At 59.2% G+C, this 25,994-nt stretch carries 30 protein-coding genes; 16 read left to right on the forward strand and 14 right to left on the reverse strand.

What is annotated here, in order from left to right; genetic code table 11:
• Positions 1-106: 106 nt before the first annotated feature.
• Positions 107-1,009 carry a LysR family transcriptional regulator gene (locus tag ACMXYJ_RS22920; RefSeq protein WP_140894216.1) on the forward strand — a complete coding sequence of 301 codons (903 nt, stop codon included), beginning with the start codon at positions 107-109 and terminating at the stop codon, positions 1,007-1,009.
• 38 nt (positions 1,010-1,047) lie between these two features.
• On the opposite strand, the gene ACMXYJ_RS22925 is transcribed toward ACMXYJ_RS22920, so the two are convergent.
• From ACMXYJ_RS22925 to ggt, 3 genes are all read right to left on the reverse strand, one after another.
• On the reverse strand, positions 1,048-2,079 hold the full coding sequence (locus tag ACMXYJ_RS22925; protein WP_415757053.1) for a lysozyme inhibitor LprI family protein: 1,032 nt from the start codon (positions 2,077-2,079) through the stop codon (positions 1,048-1,050).
• Positions 2,080-2,216: 137 nt separating this feature from the next.
• Positions 2,217-2,750 carry a cysteine hydrolase family protein gene (locus ACMXYJ_RS22930; protein WP_415757054.1) on the reverse strand — a complete coding sequence of 178 codons (534 nt, stop codon included), beginning with the start codon at positions 2,748-2,750 and terminating at the stop codon, positions 2,217-2,219.
• A gap of 68 nt (positions 2,751-2,818) precedes the next feature.
• Positions 2,819-4,546: a gamma-glutamyltransferase gene (ggt, locus tag ACMXYJ_RS22935; RefSeq protein WP_415757055.1), complete on the reverse strand. Its 1,728-nt coding sequence runs from the start codon at positions 4,544-4,546 to the stop codon at positions 2,819-2,821.
• Between the two features lie 136 nt (positions 4,547-4,682).
• Here ggt and ACMXYJ_RS22940 point away from each other — a divergent pair, with 136 nt between their 5' ends.
• On the forward strand, positions 4,683-5,195 hold the full coding sequence (locus ACMXYJ_RS22940; RefSeq protein WP_415757056.1) for a methylated-DNA--[protein]-cysteine S-methyltransferase: 513 nt from the start codon (positions 4,683-4,685) through the stop codon (positions 5,193-5,195).
• A gap of 124 nt (positions 5,196-5,319) precedes the next feature.
• On the opposite strand, the gene ACMXYJ_RS22945 is transcribed toward ACMXYJ_RS22940, so the two are convergent.
• Both ACMXYJ_RS22945 and ACMXYJ_RS22950 read right to left on the reverse strand, forming a co-directional pair.
• Positions 5,320-5,913 carry an NUDIX domain-containing protein gene (locus ACMXYJ_RS22945; RefSeq protein ID WP_415757057.1) on the reverse strand — a complete coding sequence of 198 codons (594 nt, stop codon included), beginning with the start codon at positions 5,911-5,913 and terminating at the stop codon, positions 5,320-5,322.
• A gap of 61 nt (positions 5,914-5,974) precedes the next feature.
• Positions 5,975-6,412, reverse strand: coding sequence for a hemerythrin domain-containing protein (locus ACMXYJ_RS22950; RefSeq protein ID WP_415757058.1), 438 nt, complete (start codon positions 6,410-6,412; stop codon positions 5,975-5,977).
• Positions 6,413-6,562: 150 nt separating this feature from the next.
• On the opposite strand from ACMXYJ_RS22950, the gene ACMXYJ_RS22955 reads away from it, so the two are divergent.
• Complete coding sequence (locus tag ACMXYJ_RS22955) at positions 6,563-6,991, forward strand: GNAT family N-acetyltransferase (RefSeq protein ID WP_415757059.1); 429 nt, start codon at positions 6,563-6,565, stop codon at positions 6,989-6,991.
• Positions 6,992-7,091: 100 nt separating this feature from the next.
• Here ACMXYJ_RS22955 and ACMXYJ_RS22960 read toward each other — a convergent pair whose 3' ends face one another.
• The gene (locus ACMXYJ_RS22960) at positions 7,092-7,442 is read right to left on the reverse strand and encodes a hypothetical protein (protein ID WP_008154821.1); all 351 of its coding nucleotides are present in this window, start codon (positions 7,440-7,442) and stop codon (positions 7,092-7,094) included.
• 162 nt (positions 7,443-7,604) lie between these two features.
• On the opposite strand from ACMXYJ_RS22960, the gene ACMXYJ_RS22965 reads away from it, so the two are divergent.
• From ACMXYJ_RS22965 to ACMXYJ_RS23005, 9 genes are all read left to right on the forward strand, one after another.
• Entirely contained in the window at positions 7,605-7,853 is a 249-nt protein-coding gene (locus tag ACMXYJ_RS22965; RefSeq protein WP_008154823.1) for a hypothetical protein, read from the forward strand.
• 20 nt (positions 7,854-7,873) lie between these two features.
• Positions 7,874-8,203 (forward strand): DUF6388 family protein, encoded by a 330-nt coding sequence (locus ACMXYJ_RS22970; protein ID WP_415757060.1) that lies wholly within the window; start codon positions 7,874-7,876, stop codon positions 8,201-8,203.
• Between the two features lie 35 nt (positions 8,204-8,238).
• Positions 8,239-8,943: a YoaK family protein gene (locus tag ACMXYJ_RS22975; protein ID WP_415757061.1), complete on the forward strand. Its 705-nt coding sequence runs from the start codon at positions 8,239-8,241 to the stop codon at positions 8,941-8,943.
• A 124-nt stretch (positions 8,944-9,067) separates the two neighbouring features.
• Positions 9,068-9,460, forward strand: coding sequence for a sulfurtransferase complex subunit TusD (gene tusD / locus ACMXYJ_RS22980; protein WP_415760793.1), 393 nt, complete (start codon positions 9,068-9,070; stop codon positions 9,458-9,460).
• 1 nt (position 9,461) lies between these two features.
• Positions 9,462-9,824 (forward strand): sulfurtransferase complex subunit TusC, encoded by a 363-nt coding sequence (tusC, locus tag ACMXYJ_RS22985; protein ID WP_095129010.1) that lies wholly within the window; start codon positions 9,462-9,464, stop codon positions 9,822-9,824.
• Positions 9,824-10,117: a sulfurtransferase complex subunit TusB gene (gene tusB, locus ACMXYJ_RS22990; protein WP_415757062.1), complete on the forward strand. Its 294-nt coding sequence runs from the start codon at positions 9,824-9,826 to the stop codon at positions 10,115-10,117. The genes tusC and tusB overlap by 1 nt, the downstream gene beginning before the upstream one ends.
• Entirely contained in the window at positions 10,114-10,449 is a 336-nt protein-coding gene (locus ACMXYJ_RS22995) for a TusE/DsrC/DsvC family sulfur relay protein (protein WP_056743897.1), read from the forward strand. Before tusB ends, ACMXYJ_RS22995 begins: the two co-directional genes overlap by 4 nt.
• Entirely contained in the window at positions 10,446-11,447 is a 1,002-nt protein-coding gene (locus tag ACMXYJ_RS23000) for a glycosyl transferase family protein (protein WP_415757063.1), read from the forward strand. The genes ACMXYJ_RS22995 and ACMXYJ_RS23000 overlap by 4 nt, the downstream gene beginning before the upstream one ends.
• 90 nt (positions 11,448-11,537) lie before the next feature.
• Positions 11,538-12,539 carry a glutathione S-transferase family protein gene (locus ACMXYJ_RS23005; protein WP_415757064.1) on the forward strand — a complete coding sequence of 334 codons (1,002 nt, stop codon included), beginning with the start codon at positions 11,538-11,540 and terminating at the stop codon, positions 12,537-12,539.
• A gap of 133 nt (positions 12,540-12,672) precedes the next feature.
• Here ACMXYJ_RS23005 and cysG read toward each other — a convergent pair whose 3' ends face one another.
• The 7 genes from cysG to ACMXYJ_RS23040 form a co-directional block, all read right to left on the reverse strand.
• Positions 12,673-14,067 (reverse strand): siroheme synthase CysG, encoded by a 1,395-nt coding sequence (gene cysG / locus ACMXYJ_RS23010; RefSeq protein WP_415757065.1) that lies wholly within the window; start codon positions 14,065-14,067, stop codon positions 12,673-12,675.
• Complete coding sequence (gene serS / locus ACMXYJ_RS23015) at positions 14,068-15,348, reverse strand: serine--tRNA ligase (RefSeq protein ID WP_140680017.1); 1,281 nt, start codon at positions 15,346-15,348, stop codon at positions 14,068-14,070. It lies immediately after the preceding gene.
• Between the two features lie 15 nt (positions 15,349-15,363).
• On the reverse strand, positions 15,364-15,738 hold the full coding sequence (gene crcB / locus ACMXYJ_RS23020; RefSeq protein WP_046049410.1) for a fluoride efflux transporter CrcB: 375 nt from the start codon (positions 15,736-15,738) through the stop codon (positions 15,364-15,366).
• Positions 15,738-17,060, reverse strand: a complete 1,323-nt coding sequence (locus ACMXYJ_RS23025) for a replication-associated recombination protein A (RefSeq protein WP_027925133.1) — start codon at positions 17,058-17,060, stop codon at positions 15,738-15,740. Before ACMXYJ_RS23025 ends, crcB begins: the two co-directional genes overlap by 1 nt.
• Positions 17,061-17,283: 223 nt before the next feature.
• A complete protein-coding gene (gene lolA, locus ACMXYJ_RS23030) occupies positions 17,284-17,907 on the reverse strand; it encodes an outer membrane lipoprotein chaperone LolA (protein WP_008154853.1) in 624 nt (207 codons plus the stop codon).
• A gap of 65 nt (positions 17,908-17,972) precedes the next feature.
• Entirely contained in the window at positions 17,973-20,375 is a 2,403-nt protein-coding gene (locus ACMXYJ_RS23035; RefSeq protein ID WP_415757066.1) for a DNA translocase FtsK, read from the reverse strand.
• Positions 20,372-20,644 carry a hypothetical protein gene (locus ACMXYJ_RS23040; protein ID WP_415757067.1) on the reverse strand — a complete coding sequence of 91 codons (273 nt, stop codon included), beginning with the start codon at positions 20,642-20,644 and terminating at the stop codon, positions 20,372-20,374. The genes ACMXYJ_RS23035 and ACMXYJ_RS23040 overlap by 4 nt, the downstream gene beginning before the upstream one ends.
• Before the next feature lie 38 nt (positions 20,645-20,682).
• Here ACMXYJ_RS23040 and trxB point away from each other — a divergent pair, with 38 nt between their 5' ends.
• From trxB to infA, 4 genes are all read left to right on the forward strand, one after another.
• Positions 20,683-21,642, forward strand: coding sequence for a thioredoxin-disulfide reductase (trxB, locus tag ACMXYJ_RS23045; protein ID WP_095129002.1), 960 nt, complete (start codon positions 20,683-20,685; stop codon positions 21,640-21,642).
• 64 nt (positions 21,643-21,706) lie between these two features.
• Entirely contained in the window at positions 21,707-22,387 is a 681-nt protein-coding gene (aat, locus tag ACMXYJ_RS23050) for a leucyl/phenylalanyl-tRNA--protein transferase (protein ID WP_415757068.1), read from the forward strand.
• A 57-nt stretch (positions 22,388-22,444) separates the two neighbouring features.
• On the forward strand, positions 22,445-23,152 hold the full coding sequence (locus tag ACMXYJ_RS23055) for an arginyltransferase (protein WP_129436902.1): 708 nt from the start codon (positions 22,445-22,447) through the stop codon (positions 23,150-23,152).
• A 111-nt stretch (positions 23,153-23,263) separates the two neighbouring features.
• Positions 23,264-23,482 carry a translation initiation factor IF-1 gene (gene infA / locus ACMXYJ_RS23060; protein WP_002553999.1) on the forward strand — a complete coding sequence of 73 codons (219 nt, stop codon included), beginning with the start codon at positions 23,264-23,266 and terminating at the stop codon, positions 23,480-23,482.
• 235 nt (positions 23,483-23,717) lie between these two features.
• Here infA and clpA read toward each other — a convergent pair whose 3' ends face one another.
• Entirely contained in the window at positions 23,718-25,988 is a 2,271-nt protein-coding gene (gene clpA / locus ACMXYJ_RS23065) for an ATP-dependent Clp protease ATP-binding subunit ClpA (RefSeq protein ID WP_415757069.1), read from the reverse strand.
• Positions 25,989-25,994: the final 6 nt, after the last annotated feature.

Here is a 25,994-nt window from a genome sequence, read left to right on the forward strand (position 1 = left end):
GGCGCCGGTTTCATTGCAATGTAGGGCGTTGATCAGGGCTGTAAAATATCGCAGGCACACTGTTTACATAGATCCACGTCTATGTAATTGAGTATCGGGAGCACGCATGCTGGGAACTGTATCGGAGCTGGATCTGCGTTTGATCCGGGTGTTTCTCACCGTCGTTGAGGCGGGCGGGATTTCGGCCGCGCAAACGGCGCTCAACACCACGCAACCCACCATCAGCGCGCAATTGGCGACGCTGGAAGCGCGGGTGGGGTTTCGTCTTTGCGAACGCGGGCGCGGCGGGTTTTCGGTGACGCCCAAGGGCAGCCAGTTTGTCGAGGCGGCGCGGCGATTGCTGGCGGCTGCCGAAGGGTTCCGGGTTGAAGTCCAGCACATCAATCGCAAGGTGTCGGGCAACATCAACATCGGCCTGCTCGGTCAAATCGATCCGGTGGCCAACAAGAAAATCGCCCTGGCCATTGCGCGGTTACGGTCCCGGCATGAAGGGCTGTATTTCCATTTCACGGAGCTGTCGTCATCGCTGCTGGAAGAGAAAATCATCAACGGCCATATCGATCTGGCGATCGGCTATTTCTGGCACCGCCTGCCCAACATTGATTACTTTGCGTTATTCCAGGAAACCCAGATCGCCTACTGCGCCCCGACTCACCCGCTGTTCGAGCAAGTGGGCGAGCTGACCCGGGATGACGTCAGCGATTACGACTGGGTATGGCCCAGCCATCCCTTGCCGGAAATGCCGGCGCCCACCTCGATAGAACGCCTGACGGTGCTCACGGACAGCATGGACGGCGCCGCCCTGCTCATTCTGTCTGGCCAGCATTTGGGGTTTCTGCCGCAGCACTATGCGGCGAAGCATGAACAACTGGGGCAGTTGCATCCGCTGAATCCCGAGCTGTTGCGCTATGAGGTCGGCTTTCATGCAGCGGTCAGGCATTCGGCGCGACAGCGGGATTTGGTGAGTGCTTTTCTGACTGAGTTGATCGACATTTTCGGGGCCGTGTAAGCGTCAACGGGAGCAAACCCCTCACCACCAAAATCAGCTCAAGGCATCAGGTCCAGCGGTAACGTCTCGTCTTTCGCTCGCTCGTCGTACCAACGCTTCAAAGATTCAGGCAAGCGGCCTTTCCAGCCCGGCACATTGGTGTAGTAGCGGGCCCTCAAATGGCTCTGCTGATCGACAACCACCAGTAGCAACCAGAATCGGCTATCCGGTGCGCTCGCGAAGATAGCCGCGTTGATCGAGCCTAAACCGCGTATCCACATTTCCGTGACCTGCGCCTCGGGCAAGTCGCTCGACGTGTCGCCAGTCACCCTTGAACTGCTACTCGCCACCAACCGCTGATAGTCATCCTTGAGCAATTGCCGCAGCGCGTCATCCTCCTGCTGTGTACGCACCAACCCCACGCTGAGTAAATCGTTGTCCAGTGCCAAAGACTGTTCCGACGCCACATAACGTCCGGCGTAATACACCCCCATGCCGGCGCCACAATCGGCAGAGTCGCCGCTCTGTGTAACGTCGAGTACGCCGTTGATTGCTTTGAAATCCAGGGTGCAGGATCCCTCGGCGTAATGCGCCTGAGTGCCGTCGAGTGTCGCGATACCGTCCAGCTCGCCCATGTTGGCGCCGTTCGTGGCCGAAACGTCGAAGGTAATGTGGGTTGAATCCTTGCGTTTGGTTTTCAACTCGGCCCCCGTCGCAACGCCCCACGGAATCAGTTGCCAGGAGGCATCCCAGGTAAACGGCTTGGCAGCGTGGCCGAGTTCAACGAGGCGCATCTGGTACTGCTGGCGCAGGCAGCTGAGGTTGTCGGCGCATTGATTGCGTTGTTTCAGCCATTGGCGTTGATCCGCTTTCAGCGACTTGGGGTCGGCGACCTTGGGCAGCGTCGAACTCCAGAGTGCGCCCAGTTTGCGGTCAAGATCCGACGTGTAGGGGTCGGCGCAAATGGCCTTCTCGCTGGGACTGGCGGCGCTGTCGCAGTTGAAGCTGCTGGCGTGGGCAGCAGCGGACAAGAGGGCAGGAATCAACAGGAAAGCGTAACGGGTCTTGAAACGACAGAACGTTAAGGGCATCGACAGATTCCATTCTTTTGACGGCGCCAGTATGCCCAAGTCCATGAGCGCGGGCATTTTTATAACGATGGCTCGGTGGTACCCGAGGTGAACACGTCAAAACGGGGGCGGCCCCCCGCTACATGTTCAGGGTAGTTTCAGATATGGATTTCGTTGGTCGGCATCACGTCGATCCGCGCCACGGGCCCCGTCAAATGCGCCAGGTCTGCGTTGTGCTCGGTGATGATGTCTTCGGCGGCGAGGTTGCCGTTGTCGACGGTGGAATGCGCATCGGCGGCGAGCACTACGTCATAGCCCAGCTTCAGGGCCTGGCGGACGGTGGCGTTGACGCAATAGTCGGTTTGCAGCCCGCAGATGATCAGGCGATCGGTGCCCAAATCCTGCAACTGGGCTTGCAAGTGGGTCCGGTAGAACGAGTCTCGATGGGTTTTTCGCACGCGAAGGTCTTGCGGCGACGTCTTCAGGCTTTCGGCCAGTTGCCAGCCTTCGGAACCGTGTTGCAGCATGTCGCCCTTTTCTTCGTGCTGGATGAGGACGACCGGGATGCTGGCAGCGCGAGCCTTGGTGCCCAGGTCGTTGATGTTCTCGATAACGCGCTTGATCTCAAAACATGCGTACTCGCCAGTGCACAGGGCTTGCTGGACATCGATGATCAGCAGTGCGGTAGCCATGGTCCCGTCCTTGAAAAGTCAGTGGATCAGGGGACGAAAATAGGTCCGTCCCCTTTTAAAAACAACCCTCAATAACCGAGCGACAATCCGGTGTTTCGACGTGGGTCGTTCGCCCCATAGAAGCGGTTTTTGCCCACAGGTTTGCCTTCCAGGGAAGGCGCGCCGACCAGAATCGCCGCCACATGGTTGGCGTCCTGCGGCCCGGCAAACTTGTGCCCCCAACTTTCGAGCATCTTCACCGTATCGGGGCTGGTAGTGAAGGTCTCAAGGTTGGTCTCTTCCGGCAACCACTGCTGGTGGAAACGCGGGGCATCGACCGCTTCCTGGATGTTCATTCCGTAGTCGATCACGTTGAGCATAGTCAACAAGGTTGCGGTGATGATGCGACTGCCACCGGGGGTGCCGACGACCATCACTACTTTGCCGTCCTTGGTGACGATGGTCGGGCTCATGGACGACAGCGGTGCCTTGCCGGGTGCGATGGCATTGGCCTCCCCTTGCACCAGGCCGTACATGTTTGGCACACCGATTTTCGAGGTAAAGTCATCCATCTCGTCATTGAGGATGACCCCGGTTTTGCTGGCCATAACGCCGGCGCCGAACCAGTCGTTCAGGGTATAAGTCACCGAGACCGCGTTGCCCCATTTATCGACGATGGAGTAATGGGTGGTGTTGCTGCCTTCGTGGGGCGCTACGCCGGGTTTGAGCTCGCGGGACACACCGGCCTTCTGCGGGTTGATGGCGGTGCGGATTTTGGTGGCGTAGTTTTTATCCAGCAGATGGGCGATCGGGTTCTTCACGAAATCCGGGTCGCCCAGGTAGCTGTTGCGGTCCACATAGGCGTGACGCATCGCTTCGATCTGGTAGTGCATGCTCTGGGCCGAGTGATAGCCCAGGTCTTTCATCGGATAGCCTTCGAGAATGTTCATGATCTCGCAAATCACCACGCCGCCGGAGCTTGGCGGTGGCGCAGAAACCACGTGGTAGCCGCGGTAATCGCATTCGATCGGGGCCAGTTCGCGGGTCTTGTATTTGTCGAGATCGGCCTGAGTGATGATGCCTTTGTTGGCCTGACTGGAGGTGACGATGGCATCAGCCACCCAGCCTTTATAGAAGCCGTCGGCGCCGTTCTCGGAAATTTCCCGCAGGGTCTTGCCGAGGTCTTTTTGCACCAGTTTCTGACCGACTTGCATCGGCTCGCCGTTGCTCAGGAAGATCGCACCGGAATCCTTGATGTCCTTCTTGAACACGTCAGTGGCGTATTCCAGCAACTCGACATCGCCCTGCTCCAGCACAAAACCGTCTTCGGCGAGCTTGATGGCCGGGGCGATCACTTCCTTGCGCGGTTTGGTGCCGTATTTCTTCAGCGCCAACTCCATGCCCGACACGGTGCCCGGCACGCCAACAGCCAGATGGCCACGGGTGCTCAGGTCAGGGACGACGTTGCCCTCCTTGTCGAGGTACATGTCGGCGGTGGCAGCCAGCGGTGCTTTTTCACGGAAGTCGAGGAAGGTCTTGCGCCCGTCCGCCAACTGAATGGTCATGAAACCGCCGCCACCCAGGTTGCCCGCTGCGGGATAAACCACCGCCAGCGCGTAACCGACCGCTACCGCGGCATCGACGGCATTGCCGCCGTTCTTGAGTACATCGACGCCCACATGACTGGCCAGATGCTGCGCGGTGACGACCATGCCGTTTTCGGCCGCGACCGGCGCCACGGAGGCCGCGTAAGCACTGAGGCAGCTGAGCGCCAATGAGGTCGCAATCAGCGATTTGGCAAAAGGTTCGAACTTCATGAGTCGGTCTCTTCTTGTTTTTAAGTAGGAAAACGCTTCAAGAGCAGTACGCAGTATGGCTGGGATTGCGTATTGCGCCTCCCCGTCGAGGCAGTATGCTTGCCCTCAGTTCAGCACTTTTGCGGAGTCCGCCAGCATGACTTACACCTGCACCACCCTGGCGTCCCCGGTCGGCGAGCTGAAGCTGGTCGCGAACGGTTCACGACTGACCGCCATCCTCTGGGAAAACGACAAACCGGGGCGAGTGCGGCTTGGGCCGATGCGCGAGGCGCCGGATAATCCGATCCTGATGCGCACCACTCAGCAGCTGCGGGAATACTTTGCGGGCACGCGCACTCGTTTCGACCTGGAACTGGATTTTGCCGGGACGGAATTTCAGAAGAAGGTCTGGGCAGCGTTGCTGACCATTCCATTTGGTGAGACCCGCAGCTATAGCGAGATTGCCCGGCAGATCGGCAATCCCAGTGCGGTTCGGGCCGTGGGCGCGGCGAATGGCAAGAACCCGATTTCGATTGTTGCGCCGTGTCATCGGGTGATTGGCGCTTCGGGGAAGTTGACAGGGTTTGCCGGTGGGCTTGAGGCGAAGGAGCGGCTGCTGACGCTGGAGGGCGGACATTGGGGTGGGACTGGACGACTGGAAGGCTTTTGACCTTGTAGGAGCTGCCGCAGGCTGCGATCTTTTGATCTTGATCTTCGGTGCCCTTGAAGACGCTGAAGATCAAAATCAAAAGATCGCAGCCTGCGGCAGCTCCTACAGGGGTTGTCTGCGTCTCTTAAACCGCGACGAAGATGTTTTTCATCGCCGCGTACTGCAGCAGCATGATGGTCTTCGCATCGCAGATCTCCCCGCGATAAAACGCCTCAAGTGCGTCATCGAATTTCCACTCCAGCACTTCCAGTTCCTCGGTCTCCTCCTCCAGTCCGCCGCCATCACTGACCTTGGAAGCAGCATCGTACTCAGCGATGAAGAAGTGCAGTTTTTCGGTCACCGAACCGGGGCTCATGTAGGCCTCGAACACCTTGTGCACATGGTGCACGCGATAACCGGTCTCTTCCTCGGCTTCTTCGCGGATGCGCTCTTCAGGCGCCGCACCTTCGAGCAGCCCCGCTGCCACTTCGATCAGCAGACCATCGTGGCCGTTGACGAACACTGGCAACCGGAATTGCCGGGTCAGCACCACGGTTTTCTTTTCACGGTTGAACAGCAAAATCGCCGCGCCGTTGCCACGGTCGTAGACCTCGCGGGTCTGGCGCTGCCATTCGCCGTTGTTGCGCTGGTAATCGAAGGTGATTTTCTTGAGCAGGTACCAGTCGTGGGACAACACCTGGGACTCGATGAGGTTGACCCGCTCGGCTGTGTTCGACATGACAATGCATCCCTTTTTTCGTCAGAAGGCGCACATCTTAGGCGAAAACGAAAGCCTGGCGCTAAGACAGCTGCGCCTTGTATTCCTTCTCATACTGACCCGCCAGCGTCTCTTTCTGTTTGTCGTCGAGCAACTTGCCGGCCATCTGGAAGAACTTCTGCTCTTCCTCTTCCAGGTGGTGATTGACCTTCTCGGCGAGCTTCTTCGCGACCACCAGCCAGGCCGGGCTGGACATCTCGGTCTCGTCCAGTTCCTCCATCATTTCGTCCATCTCGTGGTGTTCTGAAATGGCATGACGGCTGAGATCCACGCCATTATCAAACTCCATCAGCGGGATGTAGAAATGCCGCTCTTCAGCGGTTTCGTGGGCCTGAAGTTCAGACTTGAGTTGCTTGTAAGCTTGGACCCGCTCGGGGGTGTCGCCGCTGGTCTGGATCAGTGCATCGGCGTAGGTGCGCTGGCGGTCGTGACTTTCGCGCAAGGCTTCGAAAATATTCACGGAGTGTCCTCATAGGCCGCGTTCTGGAATGACGCTGTTTAGGCTAGACATCTGCGCCCGAACGACGGTTCCACCTGAGAGCTGGAACAACGACCCGTTGCCGCGATAGGCTTGGAAATGTTTTCCACCCTGGCCATAAGGAAATAGCTGATGCCCCTGCGAATCGAACGGTCGCAAAACCCCACGGATGAAGAGCGCCAGGCGATCCTGCTGCCGTTGCGCGCCTATAACGCCGCAAAAGCCGGAATCTCGACTCAGGAGCCCGTTGCCTTGCTGGTGCGTGACGAAAGCGGCGAGATTCTCGGTGGGCTTCACGGCCGAGTGTTTTACCAATGGATGTACATCGACCTGCTGTCGGTACCGGAGCAAGCCCGGGGACAGGGCATGGGCACGAAGCTGATGCAGATGGCTGAAGACCTGGCACGGGAAAAGGAATGCATCGGAATCTGGCTCGACACCTTCGACTTCCAGGCGCCGGCGTTCTACAGGAAGCTCGGCTACAGCGAGTTAGGCCAGATCGCTGACTACCCGCCTGGTCACAAGCGCTTCTTTTTTCAGAAGCGCCTGATAAATATTTAATCCCTGGCACCGCCCAAAGATCGCAGCCTTCGGCAGCTCCTACAGGGAGTACACCTGCCCAGTGTAGGAGCTGCCGCAGGCTGCGATCTTTTGATCTTGCTTACAGGCAGGTCGCCAACGCCGCCAGTCGGCGCTTGGCGACAAAGTCGTCATGCTGCGCGTAATAATTCAGCACGGTGGCGGAAGCGTCAGTCTTCACGTCCACAAAGGATTCCGCCGAGCGCGTGTAAACGGTAGTGCCTCCCTTCTCGCCAGGCTGCAAATACGCGCCAGCATCGACACCAAACACCGCCTCGTCCTGCCAGGAAAACTGCACACACTGGGCGACGACTTTTTCCGGCTTGTCCGAGGTCAGGGTTTTATACGGGGTTCCAGTGCGGGCGTCGTTCATCGCCGAGCCCGCGCATCCCGCCAGCAACGTTACGGCCAGCGCCACCATCAGAATTCGCATTGCGTTCGCTCATCAAGAAAAAGCGGACTGTATCACCGCGGCACGGCGTATCGTTCTGCTTTACTTCATTTATACCGCGACACCGAGTGACGATTCGCGCACCCTGTCGCGCCATTAACACCGCATCGCCCGTTTTTCCGGGCTCATTTTTTTGGAAAGGCCATGACACCCAACGCCGAATATTACAAACCAACCGCTGAATATGCCGACAAGCTGATCAGCCAGATCGGTCAGACGCCGTCCTGGATTGCCAAGCGAATTGGCGTCACCGACAAGCGGATTCGTTACATCCTAGACGGCGAGAGAACCGTCAAAGGTGAAACCACGCCGATTCAAATGACGTATCCCGAGCAGTTTGCCCTCGAATGCCTGGCAGCAGCGGCCAAGGCCAGCAAGAAGCAGTCTTCGTAATCCAGCCTCAAGGAGCGACCATGGCGGCAACCGAACAGCAACACGAGCAAGCGTTGAAGAGGTTTCTCGATGAGCGCCCTGAACTGCGCGTCGAACTCGACAACCTCAACCCGCTGTTGGCTCAGGCCAAGGGCGAGACCGCGGCGCAGTACCGCGAGGAGCGCTTGCATGAAGCCTTTGAAGCCGAGGCCGAGCGCCTGGGATTGTTTGCCTGGGAGCTGACGCTGCAACTGACCGCCGCGACGTCCGAGGACTATCAGGCACAGCGCCTGGAAGTGCACAAGGAAGTGGCCGAGATGGCCGGCATGGACTGGCTGGAGTATTGCGAGTTATATGGATTGAGTAAGTGACCCTTTCGGTCGCTGTCTGAGGACGACCTTCGCTGATGTTGCCATCCCTCTCCACTGATCGCGCCAGTCCAGGCCATCTGCATACCCGCAAATGGCGCGGACGCATCGGCATGTCGCTGGTGGCCAGCCTCTCGGTGCTCGCGGGCATGACCGACGCCATCGGTTTCATGGCCAGCGGCGATTTCGTCTCGTTCATGAGCGGCAACACCACCCGCCTCGCCGTTGCCATCAGCGACGGCGACCTGGGCCTGACTTTGCGCCTGGTGATCCTCGTCGGCACCTTCATCGTCGGCAACGCCTTGGGGATTGTCGTCAGCCGCCTCGGCGGTCGCCGGGCGCTGCCCTTGCTGCTGTGCATCGCCACGCTGCTCTGCGGCGCCGCCGCCTGGCCCTACGACGAACAATTGCCAGCGCTACTGGCGACGATCATCGCCATGGGCATGCTCAATGCCGCCGTGGAAGAAGTGAACGGCCTGCCGGTCGGCCTGACCTACGTCACCGGCGCACTGTCGCGCTTTGGCCGTGGGCTGGGACGCTGGATGCTCGGCGAACGGCGCAACGGTTGGCGCGTGCAATTGATCCCCTGGACCGGAATGTTTGCCGGCGCGGTACTCGGCGCCGTGCTGGAACATCACTTGGGGCTCAGGGCGTTATTTGTCAGCGGTCTGCTGGCCGGCGCGGTCGGGCTGCTGTCGCTGAAAATTCCGCGGCGCTGGCAGTTGGGTTATATGCCGCGCTGAATTGGGTGGTGTCTGTCAGGCCGCCTTCGCGAGCAAGGCGGCGACTCGGTCTTGAGGAAAACGCCCTTCGCCGCCCCGGCGATAAAGCTTTATCATGGCCGCAGTTTTGCTGATCGAGTCCGTCATGAAGTTCGCCATCGCGCTGTTTTCCGCTGCCCATGCGCCCTCCTCGCGCCGCGCCCTGCTGTTCGCCCAGGCTGCGCTGGCCAGTGGGCATGAGATTGTCCGGCTGTTTTTTTATCAGGACGGCGTCTACAACGCCTCCGGCAGCGTGGTCACGCCGCAGGATGAGCAGGACTTGCCCAAGCAATGGCGCAATTTCGTCACCGAGCATCAACTGGACGGCGTCGTATGCATCGCCGCCGCCCTGCGTCGTGGCGTGTTGAACGAAGAAGAAGCCGGGCGCTATCAGCGTGAAGCCGTTGCGGTGGGCGCGCCGTGGGAATTGTCCGGACTCGGCCAATTGCATGACGCGGTACAGGATGCTGACCGCCTGATCTGTTTCGGAGGCGCGTGAGATGGCTAAATCCTTGCTGATTATCAGCCGTCAGGCGCCTTGGTCCGGACCGAGTGCGCGGGAAGCGCTGGACATCGTGCTGGCCGGCGGTGCCTTTGATCTGCCGATCGGCCTGCTGTTTCTCGATGACGGGGTGTTCCAGCTCGCCGCGAAACAGGATGCCAAGGCCCTCCAGCAGAAAGACCTGAGCGCCAACCTGCAAGCCTTGCCGATGTTCGGTGTCGACGACCTGTTCGTCTGTGGCGAAAGCGTTGCGGAACGGGGTCTGAACCCGGCCGGCTTGTCGCTGGAAGAAGCTCAAGTGCTGGCAGCCCACGAAATCACCGCCCTTATCGACCGTTACGACCAGGTGATCACCCTCTGATGTCGACTTTGCATGTGTTGTCTCATTCCCCGTTCGGCGACGATCGCCTGACCAGCTGCCTGCGCTTGATGGGCGCTGACGATGCGTTGCTGCTGACTGGCGACGCGGTTTATGCGTTGCAACCAGGCACCGCGCCGTTCAATGCGCTGAACGCCCGCACTCTGAAACTGTTCGTACTGGCCGAAGACGCCCAGGCTCGCGCGCTGGAGATTCCTGACACAGCCAAGGCCATCGATTACCCGGCCTTCGTCGAGCTGTCGATTCATTACGACAAGGTCAACAGTTGGCTATGAACTCCCTGACGGTCGGCGCACGCGCCATCGAGTTGGACAAGGACGGTTTCCTGGTAGAACTGAGCGACTGGTCCTGCGACGTGGCCAGCGCCCTGGCCGCCGCCGAAGACATCGAGTTGAGCCCCGAACACTGGGAAATCCTCGAACTACTGCGCAGTTTCTATGCCGAATTCCAGTTATCGCCGGCCACCCGCCCGCTGATCAAGTACACCGCGCTGAAGCTGGGCCCGGACAAGGGCAACAGCCTGCACCTGAACCGACTGTTCAAAGGCACCCCTGCCAAACTCGCCGCGAAACTGGCGGGCCTGCCCAAACCGACGAATTGCTTATGACCGACTACCCAGCGCTGACCCTCGAAACACCCGCCGAACACCCGTTCGCCCAGTTCGTGCGCATCCTGGGCAAAGGCAAACGCGGCGCCCGCGACTTGACCCGGGTCGAAGCCCGCGAAGCCATGGGCATGGTGCTCGACCACAAGGTCGAAGACACCCAACTCGGCGCATTCCTGATGCTGTTGCGGCACAAGGAAGAAAGCGCTGAGGAGATGGCGGGGTTCACCGAAGCCTTGCGCGAACGTTTGCAGACACCGGCATTAAAGGTGGATCTGGACTGGCCAACCTACGCCGGCAAGAAACGTCATCTGCCTTGGTATCTGCTGGCGGCCAAGTGCCTGGCGCAGAACGGCGTGCGGATCTTCATGCACGGCGGCGGCGCGCATACAGCGGGTCGGCTCTATAGCGAACAATTGCTGGATGAGTTGAAGATTCCGTTGTGCCGCGACTGGCAGCAGGTCGGCGAGGCACTCGATAACGGCGGTCTGGCCTTCATGCCGCTGGTGGATTGGGCACCGCAGCTGCAACGAATGATCGACCTGCGCAATACATTGGGCCTGCGCTCGCCGATCCATTCCCTGACGCGGATTCTCAATCCGTTGGGCGCTCGCTGTGGCCTGCAAAGCATTTTCCATCCCGGTTACCAGGCGGTGCATCGCGATGCCAGCGGCTTGCTCGGCGATACCGCGATCGTTGTGAAAGGCGACGGCGGCGAGATCGAGATCAACCCGGACGCCGACAGTCACCTGTACGGCACCACTGGCGGCGAAAGCTGGGACGAGGAATGGCCGCAGCTGTCGAGCCAGCGCCACGTCAAACCGGCCACCCTCGATCCCGAGCATTTAAAAGCCGTGTGGCGTGGCGACGTGGTCGATAGCTACCCGCAAATGGCGCTGATTTCGACCATGGCCCTGGCCTTGCGCGGCCTCGGCCAAACCCGCGAACACGCCTTCGAAACCGCCCAGCAGTATTGGGATGCTCGGAACAAATCGATTTAACCGATCATAAGCGCCCAACCTTTGCGCTTTTTTATCGAACCTACGCGAATAGACTCCTCTCCAACGCTTATTGGTTGAGGAGTCTTGAACATGGGTTTGTTAGTTGAAGGTCGCTGGCATGACCAGTGGTACGAAAGCGCCAAGGACGGTACGTTCCAGCGTGAACAGGCCCAGCGTCGCAACTGGCTGACCGCTGATGGCAAACCCGGCCCGACCGGAGTCGGTGGCTTTGCAGCCGAGGCCGATCGTTATCACCTCTACGTGTCCCTCGCCTGTCCATGGGCTCACCGCACACTGATCCTGCGCAAACTCAAAGGCCTCGAAAGCCTCATCGATGTCTCGGTGGTCAGTTGGCTGATGCTGGAAAACGGCTGGACCTTCGACCGGAACCTCGGATCGACCGGGGACAAGCTCGATCATTTCAATTTCATGCACCAGCGTTACACCGCCGATACCGCCGACTACACCGGTCGTGTCACCGTGCCAGTGCTTTGGGACAAACAGCAGAATCGCATCGTTAACAACGAATCGGCGGAGATCATCCGCATGTTCAATGGCGCCTTCGATGACTTGACGGGTAATGACCTGGATTTCTACCCGGCGCCGCTGCGGGGCGAGATCGACGCGCTGAACGAACGGATTTATCCGGCGGTGAACAATGGCGTGTACCGCGCAGGGTTTGCCACGTCGCAGCAGGCGTATGAAGAGGCGTTCGATGATGTATTTGCCGAACTGGATCGACTGGAGTTGCTGTTAGGCGAGAACCGTTATCTGGTCGGTGAATACCTGACGGAAGCGGACATTCGGCTGTTCACCACGTTGATTCGCTTTGACGCGGTGTATTACGGGCACTTCAAGTGCAACCTGCGACGGATTGCCGATTATCCGAACCTGTCGAACTGGCTGCGGGAGATTTATCAGTGGCCGGGGATTGCCGAGACGGTGGATTTTGAGCACATCAAGAATCACTACTATGGCAGCCACAAGACCATCAATCCGACCGGAATTGTGCCTAAAGGGCCGGCGCAGGAGTTCACAGCGCCGCATGATCGCGAGCGGTTGAGTGGGAAAGGGGTTTGGCGCAGAGCCTGACAAATGATCGTTCCCACGCTCCGCGTGGGAATGCTGCCATGGACGCTCCGCGTCCGCTTCTGACGCTGTGACGCAGAGCGTCACGGGATGCATTCCCACGCAGAGCGTGGGAACGATCAGTTTCGGGGGGTGTTCAGACTTGCGCCTGAGCCCCTTCAAACCACGCCAGTTTCTCGCGCAATTGCACCACTTCTCCAACGATCACCAGCGTCGGCGCATGCACTTCATGCTCTGCCACCAGACTTGGCAAATCGGCCAACGTGCCGGTAAACACCCGCTGATTAATGGTGGTGCCCTGCTGGATCAACGCCGCTGGCGTATCCGCCGCACGACCATGCTTGATCAACTGCTCGCAGATGATCGGCAAGCCCACCAGCCCCATGTAAAACACCAGGGTTTGCGCTGGCGCGACCAGGTCGGCCCACGGCAAATCGGTGGAACCGTCCTTCAAGTGCCCGGTGACAAAACGCACAGACTGCGCGTAATCACGGTGAGTCAGCGGAATCCCGGCATACGCCGCGCAACCGCTGGCCGCGGTGATACCCGGTACGACCTGGAACGGGATGCCATGGGCCGCCAGTTCTTCGATCTCTTCACCGCCGCGACCGAATATGAACGGATCTCCGCCCTTCAGCCGCACGACCCGCTTGCCTTGCTTGGCCAAATCCACCAATTGCTGGTTGATTTGATCCTGCGGCACAGCGTGATCGGCGCGACGCTTGCCGACGTAAATCCGCTCGGCATCGCGACGGCACAAATCCAGAATCGCCGGTGCCACCAAGCGGTCATACAGCACCACATCGGCTTGCTGCATCAGACGCAAGGCACGGAAGGTCAGCAGGTCGGGATCACCGGGGCCAGCGCCCACCAAATAGACTTCGCCCGTTGCCGTCGGTGCTTCACCGGCAATTTTCGCCAGCATCAAGCGCTCGGCTTCGGCGCCCTGCCCGGCCAGTTGCCGGTCGGCAATCGGGCCCTGGAACACATCTTCCCAGAACGCCCGACGCTGCTGCACATCCGGGAACAGGCGTTTGACCTGACTGCGAAAGCGCGCTGCCAGGCCGGCCAGTTGACCGTAGGTGGAAGGAATCCAGGTTTCCAGTTTGGCGCGGATCAACCGCGCCAGCACTGGTGCATCGCCACCGCTGGAGACGGCAATGATCAAAGGAGAACGGTCGACGATCGCCGGGAAGATCACGCTGCACAGGGCTGGCGCATCCACCACATTGACCGGCACGCAACGCCGACGGGCATCGGCGGAGACTTGCGCGTTCAGCGGTTCGTCGTCGGTGGCCGCGATGATCAGCCCGCAACCGTCCAGGTCTGCTTCAAGGTAGCCTCGCACCAGACACTCGCCACCGCTGCCGGCAACCAGTTCACGCAGTTGCGGTTCGATTTCAGGTGCGACCACCCGCAGCAGCGCACCGGCTTCGGCCAGCAGGCGGGATTTGCGCAAGGCAATCTCCCCCCCGCCGACGACCAAGACACGACTGCCGCGAAGGTTATGGAACAGCGGCAGATAGTCCATTTAGCCGATGACCTCAAGGCCACCCATGTACGGTTTCAGCACGTCAGGCACACGGATCGAACCGTCGGCCTGCTGGTAGTTTTCCAGCACCGCCACCAGGGTACGACCGACCGCCAGGCCGGAACCGTTCAGGGTGTGCACCAGTTCAGGCTTGCCGGTTTCCGGGTTACGGAAACGCGCTTGCATGCGACGGGCCTGGAAGTCGCCGCAGTTGGAGCACGACGAAATCTCGCGGTATTTGTCCTGGCTCGGGATCCACACTTCCAGGTCGTAAGTCTTGACCGCACTGAAGCCCATGTCGCCGGTGCACAGCGCGATAGTGCGATAAGGCAGCTCGAGCAATTGCAGGACTTTTTCGGCGTTGGCCGTCAGGCCTTCCAGCGCTTCCATCGAGGTCGATGGCTCAACGATCTGGACCATTTCAACCTTGTCGAACTGGTGCTGACGGATCATGCCGCGCGTATCGCGACCCGAGGCACCGGCTTCACTGCGGAAGCACGGGGTGTGGGCGACGAACTTGATCGGCAGCAGTTTCGAATCGACGATTTCGCCAGCGACGATGTTGGTCAGCGACACTTCGGCGGTCGGAATCAGGTACAGATCGGCTTCGCCTTCACGAGTGATCTTGAACAGGTCTTCTTCGAACTTCGGCAACTGACCCGTGCCTTGCAGCGCCGGCGCTTGAACCAGATAAGGCGTGTAGGCCTCTTCGTAACCGTGTTCGCTGGTGTGCAGGTTGATCATGAACTGCGCCAGGGCGCGGTGCATACGAGCGATCGGGCCACGCAACAGGGCGAAACGGGCACCGGACAGCTTGGCGGCGGTTTCGAAGTCCAGCCAGCCGAATTTCTCGCCCAGGGCGACGTGGTCCTGAACCGGGAAATCGAACGCGGTCGGGGTGCCCCAGCGGCGCACTTCGACGTTGCCGTCTTCGTCATCACCGATCGGCACGGATTCGTGCGGCAGGTTCGGGATGCCGAGCAGGATCGAATCCAGATCGGTCTGGATCGCGTCCAGCTCGACTTTACCGGCGCTCAATTCATTCGCCATGCGCTCGACATCAGCCATCAGCGGTGCGATGTCTTCGCCGCGCTGCTTGGCCTGGCCGATGGATTTGGAACGCGCATTACGATCAGCCTGCAGTGCTTCGGTGCGGGTCTGGACGGTCTTGCGCTGTTCTTCCAGCGCTTCGATGCGCGCAACATCCAGCGTGTAGCCACGGGATGCCAGGCGGTCCGCTACGTCCTGAAGGTTGCTACGTAACAGTTTGGAATCGAGCATGTCGGTCTCTCGTTATCAAAGTTTGGTCAAGGACAGGCCAGCCCAGGTAGCGAGCAGGCCGCCGAATACGCTGATGGCAGCATAGACAAAAGCCAGCGGCATTTGCCCGGTTTCCAGCAGACGCACCGTATCCAGTGAAAAAGATGAAAAAGTCGTCAGCCCCCCGAGGAAGCCGACCATCAACCCGGCGCGCACCTCAATCGGCACCTCCGGGCGTACTAAAAACAGACCGTATAGAACGCCGATCAGCAAACAGCCGACGATATTAACGGCCAGCGTCGCGGTATAGAAGTGCCGCGGCCAATTAGCGTTGATCCAGTTACCGGTAGCAAAGCGCAAAAGCGTTCCGGCGATACCGCCCACAGAAACGGCAACGATCAAAGGAATCACTATTTTCTCCGCTGCCGGGGACTGAGACGGTCAAGTTGCGCGAGGTGATTGAGCTTCTCCCCGATCTTCAGCTCCAGGCCGCGAGGCACTGGCTGATAGAACGGTTGTGGCTCGAGTTCTTCCGGGAAATAGTCTTCGCCAGCAGCGTAAGCGTCCGGTTCATCGTGGGCATAGCGGTATTCGTCGCCATAACCCAGTTGCTTCATCAGCTTGGTCGGCGCGTTGCGCAGGTGCAGCGGCACTTCCAGCGAACCGTGTTCGGTGGCGCTGCGCATCGCGGCTTTGAAGCCCATGTACACCGCGTTGCTCTTTGGCGCGCAGGCCAGATAAGTAATGGCCTGGGCCACTGCCAATTCGCCTTCTGGACTGCCGAGGCGTTCCTGCACTTCCCACGCCGCCAGGCACAGGCTCAAGGCGCGAGGGTCGGCGTTGCCGATGTCTTCGCTGGCCATGCGCACCACGCGCCGGGCCAGGTACAACGGATCGCAACCGCCGTCGATCATCCGTGCAAACCAATACAGCGCACCATCGGGGTTGGAGCCGCGCACGGATTTATGCAGCGCAGAGATCTGGTCGTAAAACGCTTCGCCGCCCTTGTCGAAACGCCGGCGGGTATCACCGAGCAGGCTTTGCAGCAGATCGACGCCGATCTCGCTGTTGTCTTCAGCCAGGTCCGAGGCGTTTTCCAGCAGGTTGAGCAGACGCCGGCCATCGCCATCGGCGGCCGACAGCAGCATCTGGAAGCCTTCATCGCTGAGGGTCAGTTGCCGCTTGCCCAAGCCACGCTCCTCGGTCAATGCGCGATGCACCAGTTTGCGCAGTGCCGCTTCGTCGAGGCTTTTGAGCACATAGACGCGCGCCCGGGAGAGCAACGCGTTATTGAGTTCGAAGGAGGGATTTTCAGTGGTTGCGCCGATGAAAATCAGCGTGCCGTCTTCGACGTATGGCAGGAACGCATCCTGCTGGGACTTGTTGAAGCGATGCACTTCATCGACGAACAGGATCGTCCGCTTGCCGTACTGCCCGGCTTGCTGCTTGGCGATTTCCACCGCCTGACGGATTTCCTTCACGCCGGCCAGTACCGCCGAAACCGTTTCGAAGTGCGCATCCGAGACTTCCGCCAGCAGCCGGGCCAAGGTGGTTTTTCCCACACCCGGCGGGCCCCAGAAAATCATCGAGTGCAGGGCACCCTGCTCCAGCGCTTCGCGCAAAGGCTTGCCGCGAGCGAGCAGGTGTTCCTGACCGACGTACTCGTCCAGATTGGCAGCACGCAAACGGGCGGCCAGGGGCTGAGCAATCGGGGCACTGCGAAACAGGTCCATCACGTGGCGTTGAAACCTCGGGTTAATACAACTCTCTTAAGCCTGCTGGAAACCTGTGGCGAGGGGATTTATCCCCGTTGGGCCGCGAAGCGGCCCCATTCGATTCATCGGTTAGACCGAGTTCTCAGGTTTTACGACTGCTTCGCAGCCGAACGGGGCGGTGCGACGTTTCGATAAATCCCCTCGCCACAAAAGCTCGCTCCCACAGGTTTTGCGTCTGCTCTTATTCCTGGATCACATCGGCACCCTTGGGGATGTCGAACTTGAACTTGGACGCCGGGATCGGCTCGTTGGCCTTCACGCCGGTGAACAGGATGTTGGTGCGCTGACCGACGCTGTCGATCATCTGCATGTCATTGACCAGGCCATTGCGGAACGACAGACGCAGGCTGTCGAACAGGGTGTCCTTGGTTTTCGGCTTCAAGGTGAAGTCGATCACGCCACCGGCTTCCTTGGCGCTGATGTCGAAGCTCTGGCTGATCTTGGACACATCACCGGACAGCAGCAACGCCGGGGTCTGGGTCAGGCGCTGATCGAGGTTCTTGATGGTGGCCTGCTCCAGATCCGGATCCCACAACGTCACCTTCTTGCCGTCGGAGACCATCGTTTGTTCCGCCGGGGCATTGGTGTGCCAGTAAAACAAGCCAGGACGCTGCAAGGACATTTCACCGGCGGTTTCCTGTAACTGGGTGCCGCTACCGTCGAGGGTCAGCTGGGAGAAACGTGCGGTCAGGGTCTGGGATTTTTCCAGCAATTGGGTCAGACGCGCCACGTCCTTGTCATCGGCGTGGGCCGAGAGCGTGGTCAAAGCCAAAACCGGCAGCAACAGCATGCGGATAAGACGCATGGGAGTCCTCATAACATTCGTGGGGGTGCGATGGCGCGTCATTACGCCACCGCGTTTCAATCAATTCAGTCGCGTACCGGGCCCGGAGCCAGGACTTCACGCGAACCGTTGGTGTTCATGGACGTCACGACCCCGGCCATTTCCATGGCCTCGATCATGCGCGCGGCGCGGTTGTAGCCGATTTTCAGCTTGCGCTGAACCGCAGAGATGGACGCACGACGGCTTTCCAGTACGAACTGCACCGCTTCGTCGTAGAGTGCATCGGATTCACTGTCTTCGTCGCCACCGCTGCCACCTTCAAAGCCACTACCCGGCTCTTCGACACCGGCGAGAATCTCATCGTTGTATTCCGGCGCGCCGCGCAGTTTCCAGGCTTCGACCACCCGGTGAACTTCGTCATCGGACACAAAGGCGCCGTGGACACGAATCGGCAGACTGGTGCCCGGCGGCATGTAGAGCATGTCACCGTGGCCCAACAGCTGTTCGGCGCCGCCCTGATCGATGATGGTCCGGGAGTCGATCTTGCTCGACACCTGGAACGCCATACGGGTAGGAATGTTCGCCTTGATCAGACCGGTGATCACGTCAACCGAAGGACGCTGGGTCGCGAGGATCAAGTGGATACCTGCAGCACGGGCCTTCTGGGCGATACGGGCGATCAGTTCTTCAACCTTCTTGCCGACGATCATCATCATGTCGGCGAACTCGTCCACCACCACGACAATCGTCGGCAGCTTGGTCAGCAGCGGCGCTTCGTCGTGAATGCTTTCGCGCTTGTACAACGGATCGGTCAACGGCGTGCCGGCGTCCTGGGCTTCCTTGACCTTGGCATTGAAGCCCGACAGGTTTCGCACGCCCATTTTTGCCATCAGTTTGTAACGACGTTCCATCTCCGCCACGCTCCAGCGCAGGGCGTTGGCGGCGTCCTTCATGTCGGTCACGACCGGGCACAAAAGGTGTGGAATGCCTTCGTAGATCGACAGCTCAAGCATTTTCGGGTCGATCATGATCAGCTTGGCGTCTTCCGGGCCGGACTTGAACAGGATCGACAGGATCATCGCGTTCACACCCACCGATTTACCGGAACCGGTCGTACCGGCTACCAGCAAGTGAGGCATTTTCGCGAGGTCGGTGATGACCGGCTTGCCGCCAATGTCGTGGCCCAGGGCCAAAGTGACCGGCGACTTGAAGTTATCGTACTCAGGGGTCGACAGCACTTCGGAGAAGCGCACGATCTGGCGGTCTTCGTTAGGAATTTCGATACCGACAGTGGTCTTGCCCGGAATCACTTCCACCACACGCACGCTGGTCACGGCCAGGGAACGTGCAAGGTCTTTCGCCAGGTTGGAGATACGGCTGACCTTGACGCCGGCCGCCGGCTGGATTTCGTAACGGGTAATCACCGGGCCCGGGTGAATCGAATCCACCGAGACTTCGACACCGAACTCCTTGAGCTTGATTTCCAGCAAGTGGCCGACGGCCGCCAGGGATTCAGGCGAGTAATTGAGTTGTTTCTTTTCTGCCGGGTCGAGAATCGAGATCGGCGGCAAGGTGCCTTCGACGGCGCTGTCAACGAACAACGGCGCCTGTTTCTCTTTTTCCACGCGCTTGCTGGGCGCCGATGGCTTGGGCGGTGCTGGGGCAATCACCGGCGGCACCTGCTTCTCGCGGTCCGACATGTGTTTGCTCAGGGCCTGCTCACGTTCGATCAGGCGTTCCTTGACCTTGGCCTGCTCGCGTTTGTCGGTGACGGTCGGCGCCACCACGTGATGAACGCGGTCGTCGACTTCACGCAATTGGGCGACCAGTTGCTTGCGTTCACTGCGGGCGGCCCACCAGCGGTTGGCCGCGCCCTGGAACAATTCGAACAGGTCGAGGGTGATCTTGCCGGTGAGGTCCATCACTTTGAACCACGACAGATCGGTGAACACCGTCAGGCCGAACAGGAACAACGCGATGAACACCAGCGTACTGCCCTGGATGTTCAGGGCATTCCTGGCCAGATCACCGAGGCTTTCGCCTAAAGCGCCGCCAGCGCCGGCCGGCAGACCGGTCGCGGCGTGAAAATGAATATGGGCCAGCGCCGCGCCCGACAGCACCAGGAACACCAGGCCGATCAGGCGCCAGGAGAACAGCCAGCCGCTCCACTCCCACTGTTCGTGGCGTTGACGGAAGATTTGATAAGCCTTGATCGCCAGCAACAGCGGGAAGATGTAGGCGAAGTAACCCAACACCATGAACAGGATATCGGCGCTGTAGGAGCCTACCGGTCCGCCGAAGTTCTGCACATCGTCGATCTTGCTGTTATGGCTCCAGCCCGGATCGTCCTTGCCGTAGGTCAACAAGGCCATCATCAGGAACAGGCACAAGCCGCCGATGGCGATCAATGCACCTTCCTTGAGCCGGTAGTGCAATTGCTGGCGCCAGAGCGGAACGACTGTTTTTGGTGCTGCGGTGGATTTCTTCAAAACGCTTCTTTTCCTGCGCCTGTGGCGCGTCCATCTGTTGATTGACTATAAAAAACTGCCCAATCCAGGCAGGTAAAAAAGTTAACAGGCGTAACTGAGACTACTTTTAACACTACGCTCCGGTTTTTATAAACACGGCGCACGGCGCTTATTTTATTACAAACGCTGTTACAGGCAGGCATTGTACGGGTTTGTTCGTCCGATGCCATGCTTGAAACCCAAGGTGTAGCATAGCCAACAGCACATAACACGCGGTTCAATTTGAGCATGCATTCTCTTTTGTGACAAAGGCTTATGAGGTGTTTTTATGAGCGAAGCGAAGCATTCCCGCCTGATCATTCTGGGTTCCGGCCCCGCCGGTTACAGCGCAGCCGTTTATGCCGCCCGCGCCAACCTCAATCCCGTTGTCATTACCGGCATACAGGCAGGTGGCCAGCTCACCACCACCGTCGAAGTCGACAACTGGCCCGGTGATGTCGAAGGCCTCACCGGCCCGGTGCTGATGGAACGCATGCAAAAACACGCCGAGCGCTTTCATACAGAGATCGTTTACGACCACATCCACACGGCCAAGTTGCAACAGCGCCCGTTCGAACTCATCGGCGACAGCGGCACTTACACCTGTGATGCGTTGATTATCGCCACCGGCGCCTCGGCGCAATACCTGGGCCTGCCATCGGAAGAGACATTTGCCGGCAAAGGGGTGTCTGCCTGCGCGACGTGCGACGGTTTCTTCTACCGCAATCAGGTGGTCGCGGTCGTGGGTGGCGGCAACACCGCGGTTGAAGAAGCGCTGTACCTGTCGAACATCGCCAAGGAAGTTCACCTGATTCACCGGCGCGACAAGTTACGCTCGGAGAAGATTCTTCAGGACAAACTCTTCGAAAAAGCCGCCAAAGGTAATATCCGCCTGCACTGGAACCAGAATCTGGATGAAGTGCTGGGTGATGCCAGCGGTGTGACCGGCGCCCGCCTGCGGGACAGTCACACTGACGAAACCAGTGAATTGCCGCTGACCGGCGTGTTCATTGCCATTGGGCACAAACCCAACACCGACCTGTTCGAGGGTCAGCTGAAAATGCGTGACGGCTATCTGCTGGTCAAGGGCGGCAGCGAAGGCGATGCTACCAGCACCGAAATCCCGGGCGTGTTTGCCGCCGGTGACGTGGCCGATCATGTTTACCGTCAGGCTGTGACTTCTGCCGGGGCCGGCTGCATGGCCGCGCTGGACGCCGAGAAGTATCTCGACGACATTCCAGTCGTTTGACGGCACACTTCACGGTGGGCCCACCCGCCCACCACTGCCCTCCCCTTCTGCAAGCCCGGATGCCATGCTGACTTGGTTACAACGCAATACCCTGACCTTCCCGCCCCTGGAAAAAGCCATGCGCGATCCCAACGGGCTGTTGGCCGCGGGCGGGGATCTGTCCGCCGATCGTCTGATTCAGGCCTATCGCCACGGCTGTTTTCCGTGGTTCTCGGAAGGCCAGCCGATTCTCTGGTGGTCGCCGGATCCACGCACCGTACTGTTTCCCGACGAACTGCATATCTCGCGCAGCCTGAACAAACTGCTGCGCCAGCAACGCTATCAAGTGACCTTTGATCAGGATTTTGCCGCAGTCATCCGCGCTTGCGCCGCGCCTCGGGATTACGCCGACGGCACCTGGATCACAGAAGCCATGCAGAACGCCTACCTCGAGCTGCATAGGCGCGGCTACGCCCATTCGGTGGAAGTCTGGGACCAGGGCGAACTGGTCGGCGGGCTCTATGGCCTGGCGATGGGTCAGCTGTTTTTCGGCGAATCCATGTTCAGCCGCGCCGACAACGCCTCTAAATATGGTTTTGCCACACTGGTCCGACATCTGAAAGAGTCAGGCTTTGTGCTGATCGACTGCCAGATGCCTACCGACCATCTGCACAGCCTCGGCGCCCGAGCGATTCCTCGCCGCGAGTTTGCCGACTACCTTGCGCAGCATCTGGATCAACCCAGCCGCGCAACCTGGGTTTGCTGAGCGACTTTTGCGCGCGTGGCTTACACTTAATTCAAAGCTTATTCCCGAGGGTTGATCATGACCGAGTTGGCGCGTTTGAAGTTTTATGCCACTCAGCCCCACTCTTGCAGTTATCTGCCCGAGGAGCAGGCCACGACCTTGTTCCTCGACCCTAGTCAGCCCATGGATGTGCATGTCTATGCAGACCTGTCTGAAATGGGTTTCCGTCGTAGCGGCGATCATCTTTACCGGCCTCATTGCCAGAATTGCAATGCGTGTGTACCGGCTCGAATCCCTGTGGCGCAATTTTCGCCCAACCGCCAGCAGAAACGCATCTTCAAACGCAACGTCGACCTGCAGGTGCGCCCTGGCAGGCCGCAATTCAGCGAAGAGTATTTCGATCTTTATCAGCGGTATATCGAACAGCGTCACGCCGATGGCGATATGTACCCGCCGAGTCGCGATCAGTTTGCGACGTTCCTGGTACGTGACCTGCCGTTTTCCCGATTCTACGAATTCCGCCTCGAAGGACGACTGGTGGCTGTGGCCGTCACCGACTTGCTGCCGAACGGTCTGTCGGCGGTCTACACCTTCTACGAGCCCGCTGAGGAACGCCGCAGCCTGGGGCGTTATGCGATCCTCTGGCAAATCGCCGAGGCTCAGCGTCTGGGGCTGGAGGCCGTCTATCTGGGCTATTGGATCAAAAACTGCAAAAAGATGAGTTACAAGACTCAATATCGCCCTATCGAACTGCTGATTAATCAGCGCTGGGTCATCCTGAACTAGAGCAAGCCGTAAACCCCTTGGCTTAAACCCCATTTTTCGGGCACAATGCACGCCGCTTTTGCCTGGCGCAGTTGCACCGGGCCATTCATTGGACACCGAGGGCTTTACTGCATGTCGAAAGAAGACAGCTTCGAAATGGAAGGCACTGTCGTCGACACCCTGCCCAACACCATGTTTCGTGTGGAGTTGGAAAATGGGCACGTCGTAACCGCGCATATCTCCGGCAAGATGCGCAAGAACTACATTCGTATTCTTACCGGTGACAAAGTGCGCGTCGAGCTGACGCCCTATGACTTGAGCAAAGGGCGCATCACTTACCGCGCTCGCTAATTAAGTCAATACAAAACGCCCGGTTTATGCCGGGCGTTTTTGTGTGCGTGGGATTTTATGCCGCACACGGACAATGTGGGAGCGAGCTTGCTCGCGATAGCAATGGATCAGCTTGCATCAATGCCGAGTGTGCCGCCGTCATCGCGAGCAAGCTCGCTCCCACAGGAGATCGGTGTAGATCTGGCAGACAGCAAAAAGGCGCCTTTCGGCGCCTTTTGCTTTGTAGCGGTTTACGTCAGGCCATTTCAGCCGTGGTCTCGAAGTCGAAGGTCAGCTCGCCGTCCTTGAGATCGATGTGAACCACACCACCATGGTCGGCCAGTTCGCCAAAGAGAATCTCTTCCGCCAGCGGACGCTTGATCTTGTCCTGAATCAAACGCGCCATTGGTCGAGCACCCATTGCCGAATCGTAGCCACCCGCTGCCAGCCAGCTGCGCGCCGCGTCCGTCACTTCCAGCTGCACACGCTTGTCTTCCAGCTGCGCCTGAAGCTCGGTAAGGAACTTGTCCACCACGCTTTTGATGACCTCATGGCTGAGGCGACCAAACTGGATAATGGTGTCCAGACGGTTGCGGAACTCTGGCGTAAAGCTCTTCTTGATCACTTCCATCGCATCGGACGAGTGGTCCTGATGGGTGAAACCGATCGAAGCACGAGCTGCCGTTTCGGCACCGGCGTTGGTCGTCATGATGACGATCACGTTACGGAAGTCCGCCTTGCGCCCGTTGTTATCGGTCAGCGTACCGTGGTCCATGACCTGCAGCAGCAGGTTGAAGACTTCCGGATGCGCCTTCTCGATCTCATCGAGCAACAGCACGCAGTGAGGCTGCTTGGTAATGGCTTCGGTCAGCAGACCGCCCTGATCGAACCCGACATAGCCTGGAGGCGCACCGATCAGACGCGATACGGTGTGGCGCTCCATGTACTCGGACATGTCGAAGCGAACCAGCTCGATGCCCAACGCCTTGGCCAGCTGACGCGCCGCTTCGGTTTTACCGACACCGGTAGGCCCTGCGAACAGGAACGAACCGACTGGCTTGTCAGGCGACTTGAGGCCGGCACGGGACAGTTTGATCGCGGTCGACAGTGAGTCGATTGCGGCATCCTGGCCAAATACTGTCAGCTTCAGGTCACGCTCAAGGTTACGCAGCAGCTCTTTGTCGGAGCTGGTAACGTGCTTAGGCGGAATCCGCGCGATTTTCGCGACAATGTCCTCGACCTGAGGCACTTCGATGCGTTTCACGCGCTTCTCGATTGGCTGCAGACGCTGATAGGCGCCCGCCTCGTCGATGACGTCGATGGCTTTGTCCGGCATGTGCCGGTCATTGATATAGCGCGAAGCCAGTTCGGCCGCCGCACGCAACGCTTCATCGCTGTATTCGATGTTGTGATGCGCTTCGAAACGACCTTTCAGGCCGCGCAGGATGCCAATGGTGTCTTCCACCGAAGGTTCCGACACGTCGACCTTCTGGAAGCGCCGGGCCAACGCACGATCCTTCTCGAAGATCCCGCGGAATTCCTGGAACGTGGTCGAACCGATGCAACGGATATCACCCGACGACAGCAGCGGCTTGAGCAGGTTCGAGGCATCCATGACCCCACCGGACGCGGCACCCGCACCAATGATGGTGTGGATTTCGTCGATGAACAGGATCGCCTGCGGACGTTTTTTCAGCTCATTGAGCAACGCCTTGAAGCGCTTCTCGAAATCGCCGCGGTATTTGGTCCCGGCCAGCAAGGCCCCCAGATCGAGGGAATAAACCACGGCGTTGGCCAGCAGGTCCGGCACCTGGTTGTCGACAATGCGTTTGGCCAGGCCTTCGGCAATCGCGGTTTTACCCACGCCTGCCTCGCCCACCAGCAACGGATTGTTTTTGCGACGACGCGCCAGGATCTGCGCAACGCGCTCGACTTCCAGCTCACGGCCTACCAATGGATCGATTCGACCCTGGCGCGCGAGTTCGTTGAGGTTGCTGGCATAAGCATCCAGAGGATTGCCTGAAGAAGAAGACTCACCGCCCTCGTCGTCCTGCATATCTTGCTCACCTTCAGAGTGATCGCCATGCCCCGGCACTTTGGAAATGCCGTGTGCGATGTAGTTGACGACATCGATGCGCGCAACGCTCTGCTGTTTCAGCAGGAACACTGCCTGACTCTCTTGCTCACTGAAGATCGCGACCAGTACGTTGGCGCCAGTCACTTCGCGTTTGCCCGAGCTCTGTACGTGAAAGACAGCACGTTGCAGAACACGCTGGAAGCCCAGGGTTGGCTGGGTCTCACGATCCTCGTCATGAACGGGGATCAATGGCGTGGTGGAGTCGATGAACTCCTGCAGATCGTGCTTGAGTTTGTCGAGGTTTGCGCCGCAGGCACGCAAAACGGTGGCGGCAGCCTCATTGTCCAATAGGGCCAGCAGGAGGTGCTCGACGGTCATGAATTCATGACGCTTCGAACGGGCCTCCTTGAAGGCAAGATTGAGGGTGACTTCGAGCTCGCGGTTTAACATAGCTTC

The organism is Pseudomonas arabinosi, from assembly GCF_047758675.1.
Lineage (GTDB): Bacteria > Pseudomonadota > Gammaproteobacteria > Pseudomonadales > Pseudomonadaceae > Aquipseudomonas > Aquipseudomonas arabinosi.

Coding starts and splice junctions, on each gene's coding strand:
- ACMXYJ_RS22945 (WP_415757057.1), bottom strand. CDS start 5,913: ATGTCGAACACAGCCGAGCGGGTCAACCTCATCGAGTCCCAGGTGTTG.
- ACMXYJ_RS22995 (WP_056743897.1), top strand. CDS start 10,114: ATGAACTCCCTGACGGTCGGCGCACGCGCCATCGAGTTGGACAAGGAC.
- tusD (WP_415760793.1), top strand. CDS start 9,068: ATGAAGTTCGCCATCGCGCTGTTTTCCGCTGCCCATGCGCCCTCCTCG.
- infA (WP_002553999.1), top strand. CDS start 23,264: ATGTCGAAAGAAGACAGCTTCGAAATGGAAGGCACTGTCGTCGACACC.
- lolA (WP_008154853.1), bottom strand. CDS start 17,907: ATGCGTCTTATCCGCATGCTGTTGCTGCCGGTTTTGGCTTTGACCACG.
- ACMXYJ_RS22975 (WP_415757061.1), top strand. CDS start 8,239: ATGTTGCCATCCCTCTCCACTGATCGCGCCAGTCCAGGCCATCTGCAT.
- serS (WP_140680017.1), bottom strand. CDS start 15,348: ATGCTCGATTCCAAACTGTTACGTAGCAACCTTCAGGACGTAGCGGAC.
- ACMXYJ_RS23040 (WP_415757067.1), bottom strand. CDS start 20,644: ATGCTCAAATTGAACCGCGTGTTATGTGCTGTTGGCTATGCTACACCT.
- ACMXYJ_RS23005 (WP_415757064.1), top strand. CDS start 11,538: ATGGGTTTGTTAGTTGAAGGTCGCTGGCATGACCAGTGGTACGAAAGC.
- aat (WP_415757068.1), top strand. CDS start 21,707: ATGCTGACTTGGTTACAACGCAATACCCTGACCTTCCCGCCCCTGGAA.
- trxB (WP_095129002.1), top strand. CDS start 20,683: ATGAGCGAAGCGAAGCATTCCCGCCTGATCATTCTGGGTTCCGGCCCC.
- ACMXYJ_RS22920 (WP_140894216.1), top strand. CDS start 107: ATGCTGGGAACTGTATCGGAGCTGGATCTGCGTTTGATCCGGGTGTTT.
- tusB (WP_415757062.1), top strand. CDS start 9,824: ATGTCGACTTTGCATGTGTTGTCTCATTCCCCGTTCGGCGACGATCGC.
- ACMXYJ_RS22970 (WP_415757060.1), top strand. CDS start 7,874: ATGGCGGCAACCGAACAGCAACACGAGCAAGCGTTGAAGAGGTTTCTC.
- ggt (WP_415757055.1), bottom strand. CDS start 4,546: ATGAAGTTCGAACCTTTTGCCAAATCGCTGATTGCGACCTCATTGGCG.
- ACMXYJ_RS22965 (WP_008154823.1), top strand. CDS start 7,605: ATGACACCCAACGCCGAATATTACAAACCAACCGCTGAATATGCCGAC.
- ACMXYJ_RS22925 (WP_415757053.1), bottom strand. CDS start 2,079: ATGCCCTTAACGTTCTGTCGTTTCAAGACCCGTTACGCTTTCCTGTTG.
- ACMXYJ_RS23025 (WP_027925133.1), bottom strand. CDS start 17,060: ATGGACCTGTTTCGCAGTGCCCCGATTGCTCAGCCCCTGGCCGCCCGT.
- ACMXYJ_RS23000 (WP_415757063.1), top strand. CDS start 10,446: ATGACCGACTACCCAGCGCTGACCCTCGAAACACCCGCCGAACACCCG.
- ACMXYJ_RS22960 (WP_008154821.1), bottom strand. CDS start 7,442: ATGCGAATTCTGATGGTGGCGCTGGCCGTAACGTTGCTGGCGGGATGC.
- cysG (WP_415757065.1), bottom strand. CDS start 14,067: ATGGACTATCTGCCGCTGTTCCATAACCTTCGCGGCAGTCGTGTCTTG.
- ACMXYJ_RS23055 (WP_129436902.1), top strand. CDS start 22,445: ATGACCGAGTTGGCGCGTTTGAAGTTTTATGCCACTCAGCCCCACTCT.
- ACMXYJ_RS22930 (WP_415757054.1), bottom strand. CDS start 2,750: ATGGCTACCGCACTGCTGATCATCGATGTCCAGCAAGCCCTGTGCACT.
- tusC (WP_095129010.1), top strand. CDS start 9,462: ATGGCTAAATCCTTGCTGATTATCAGCCGTCAGGCGCCTTGGTCCGGA.
- ACMXYJ_RS22940 (WP_415757056.1), top strand. CDS start 4,683: ATGACTTACACCTGCACCACCCTGGCGTCCCCGGTCGGCGAGCTGAAG.
- clpA (WP_415757069.1), bottom strand. CDS start 25,988: ATGTTAAACCGCGAGCTCGAAGTCACCCTCAATCTTGCCTTCAAGGAG.
- ACMXYJ_RS22955 (WP_415757059.1), top strand. CDS start 6,563: ATGCCCCTGCGAATCGAACGGTCGCAAAACCCCACGGATGAAGAGCGC.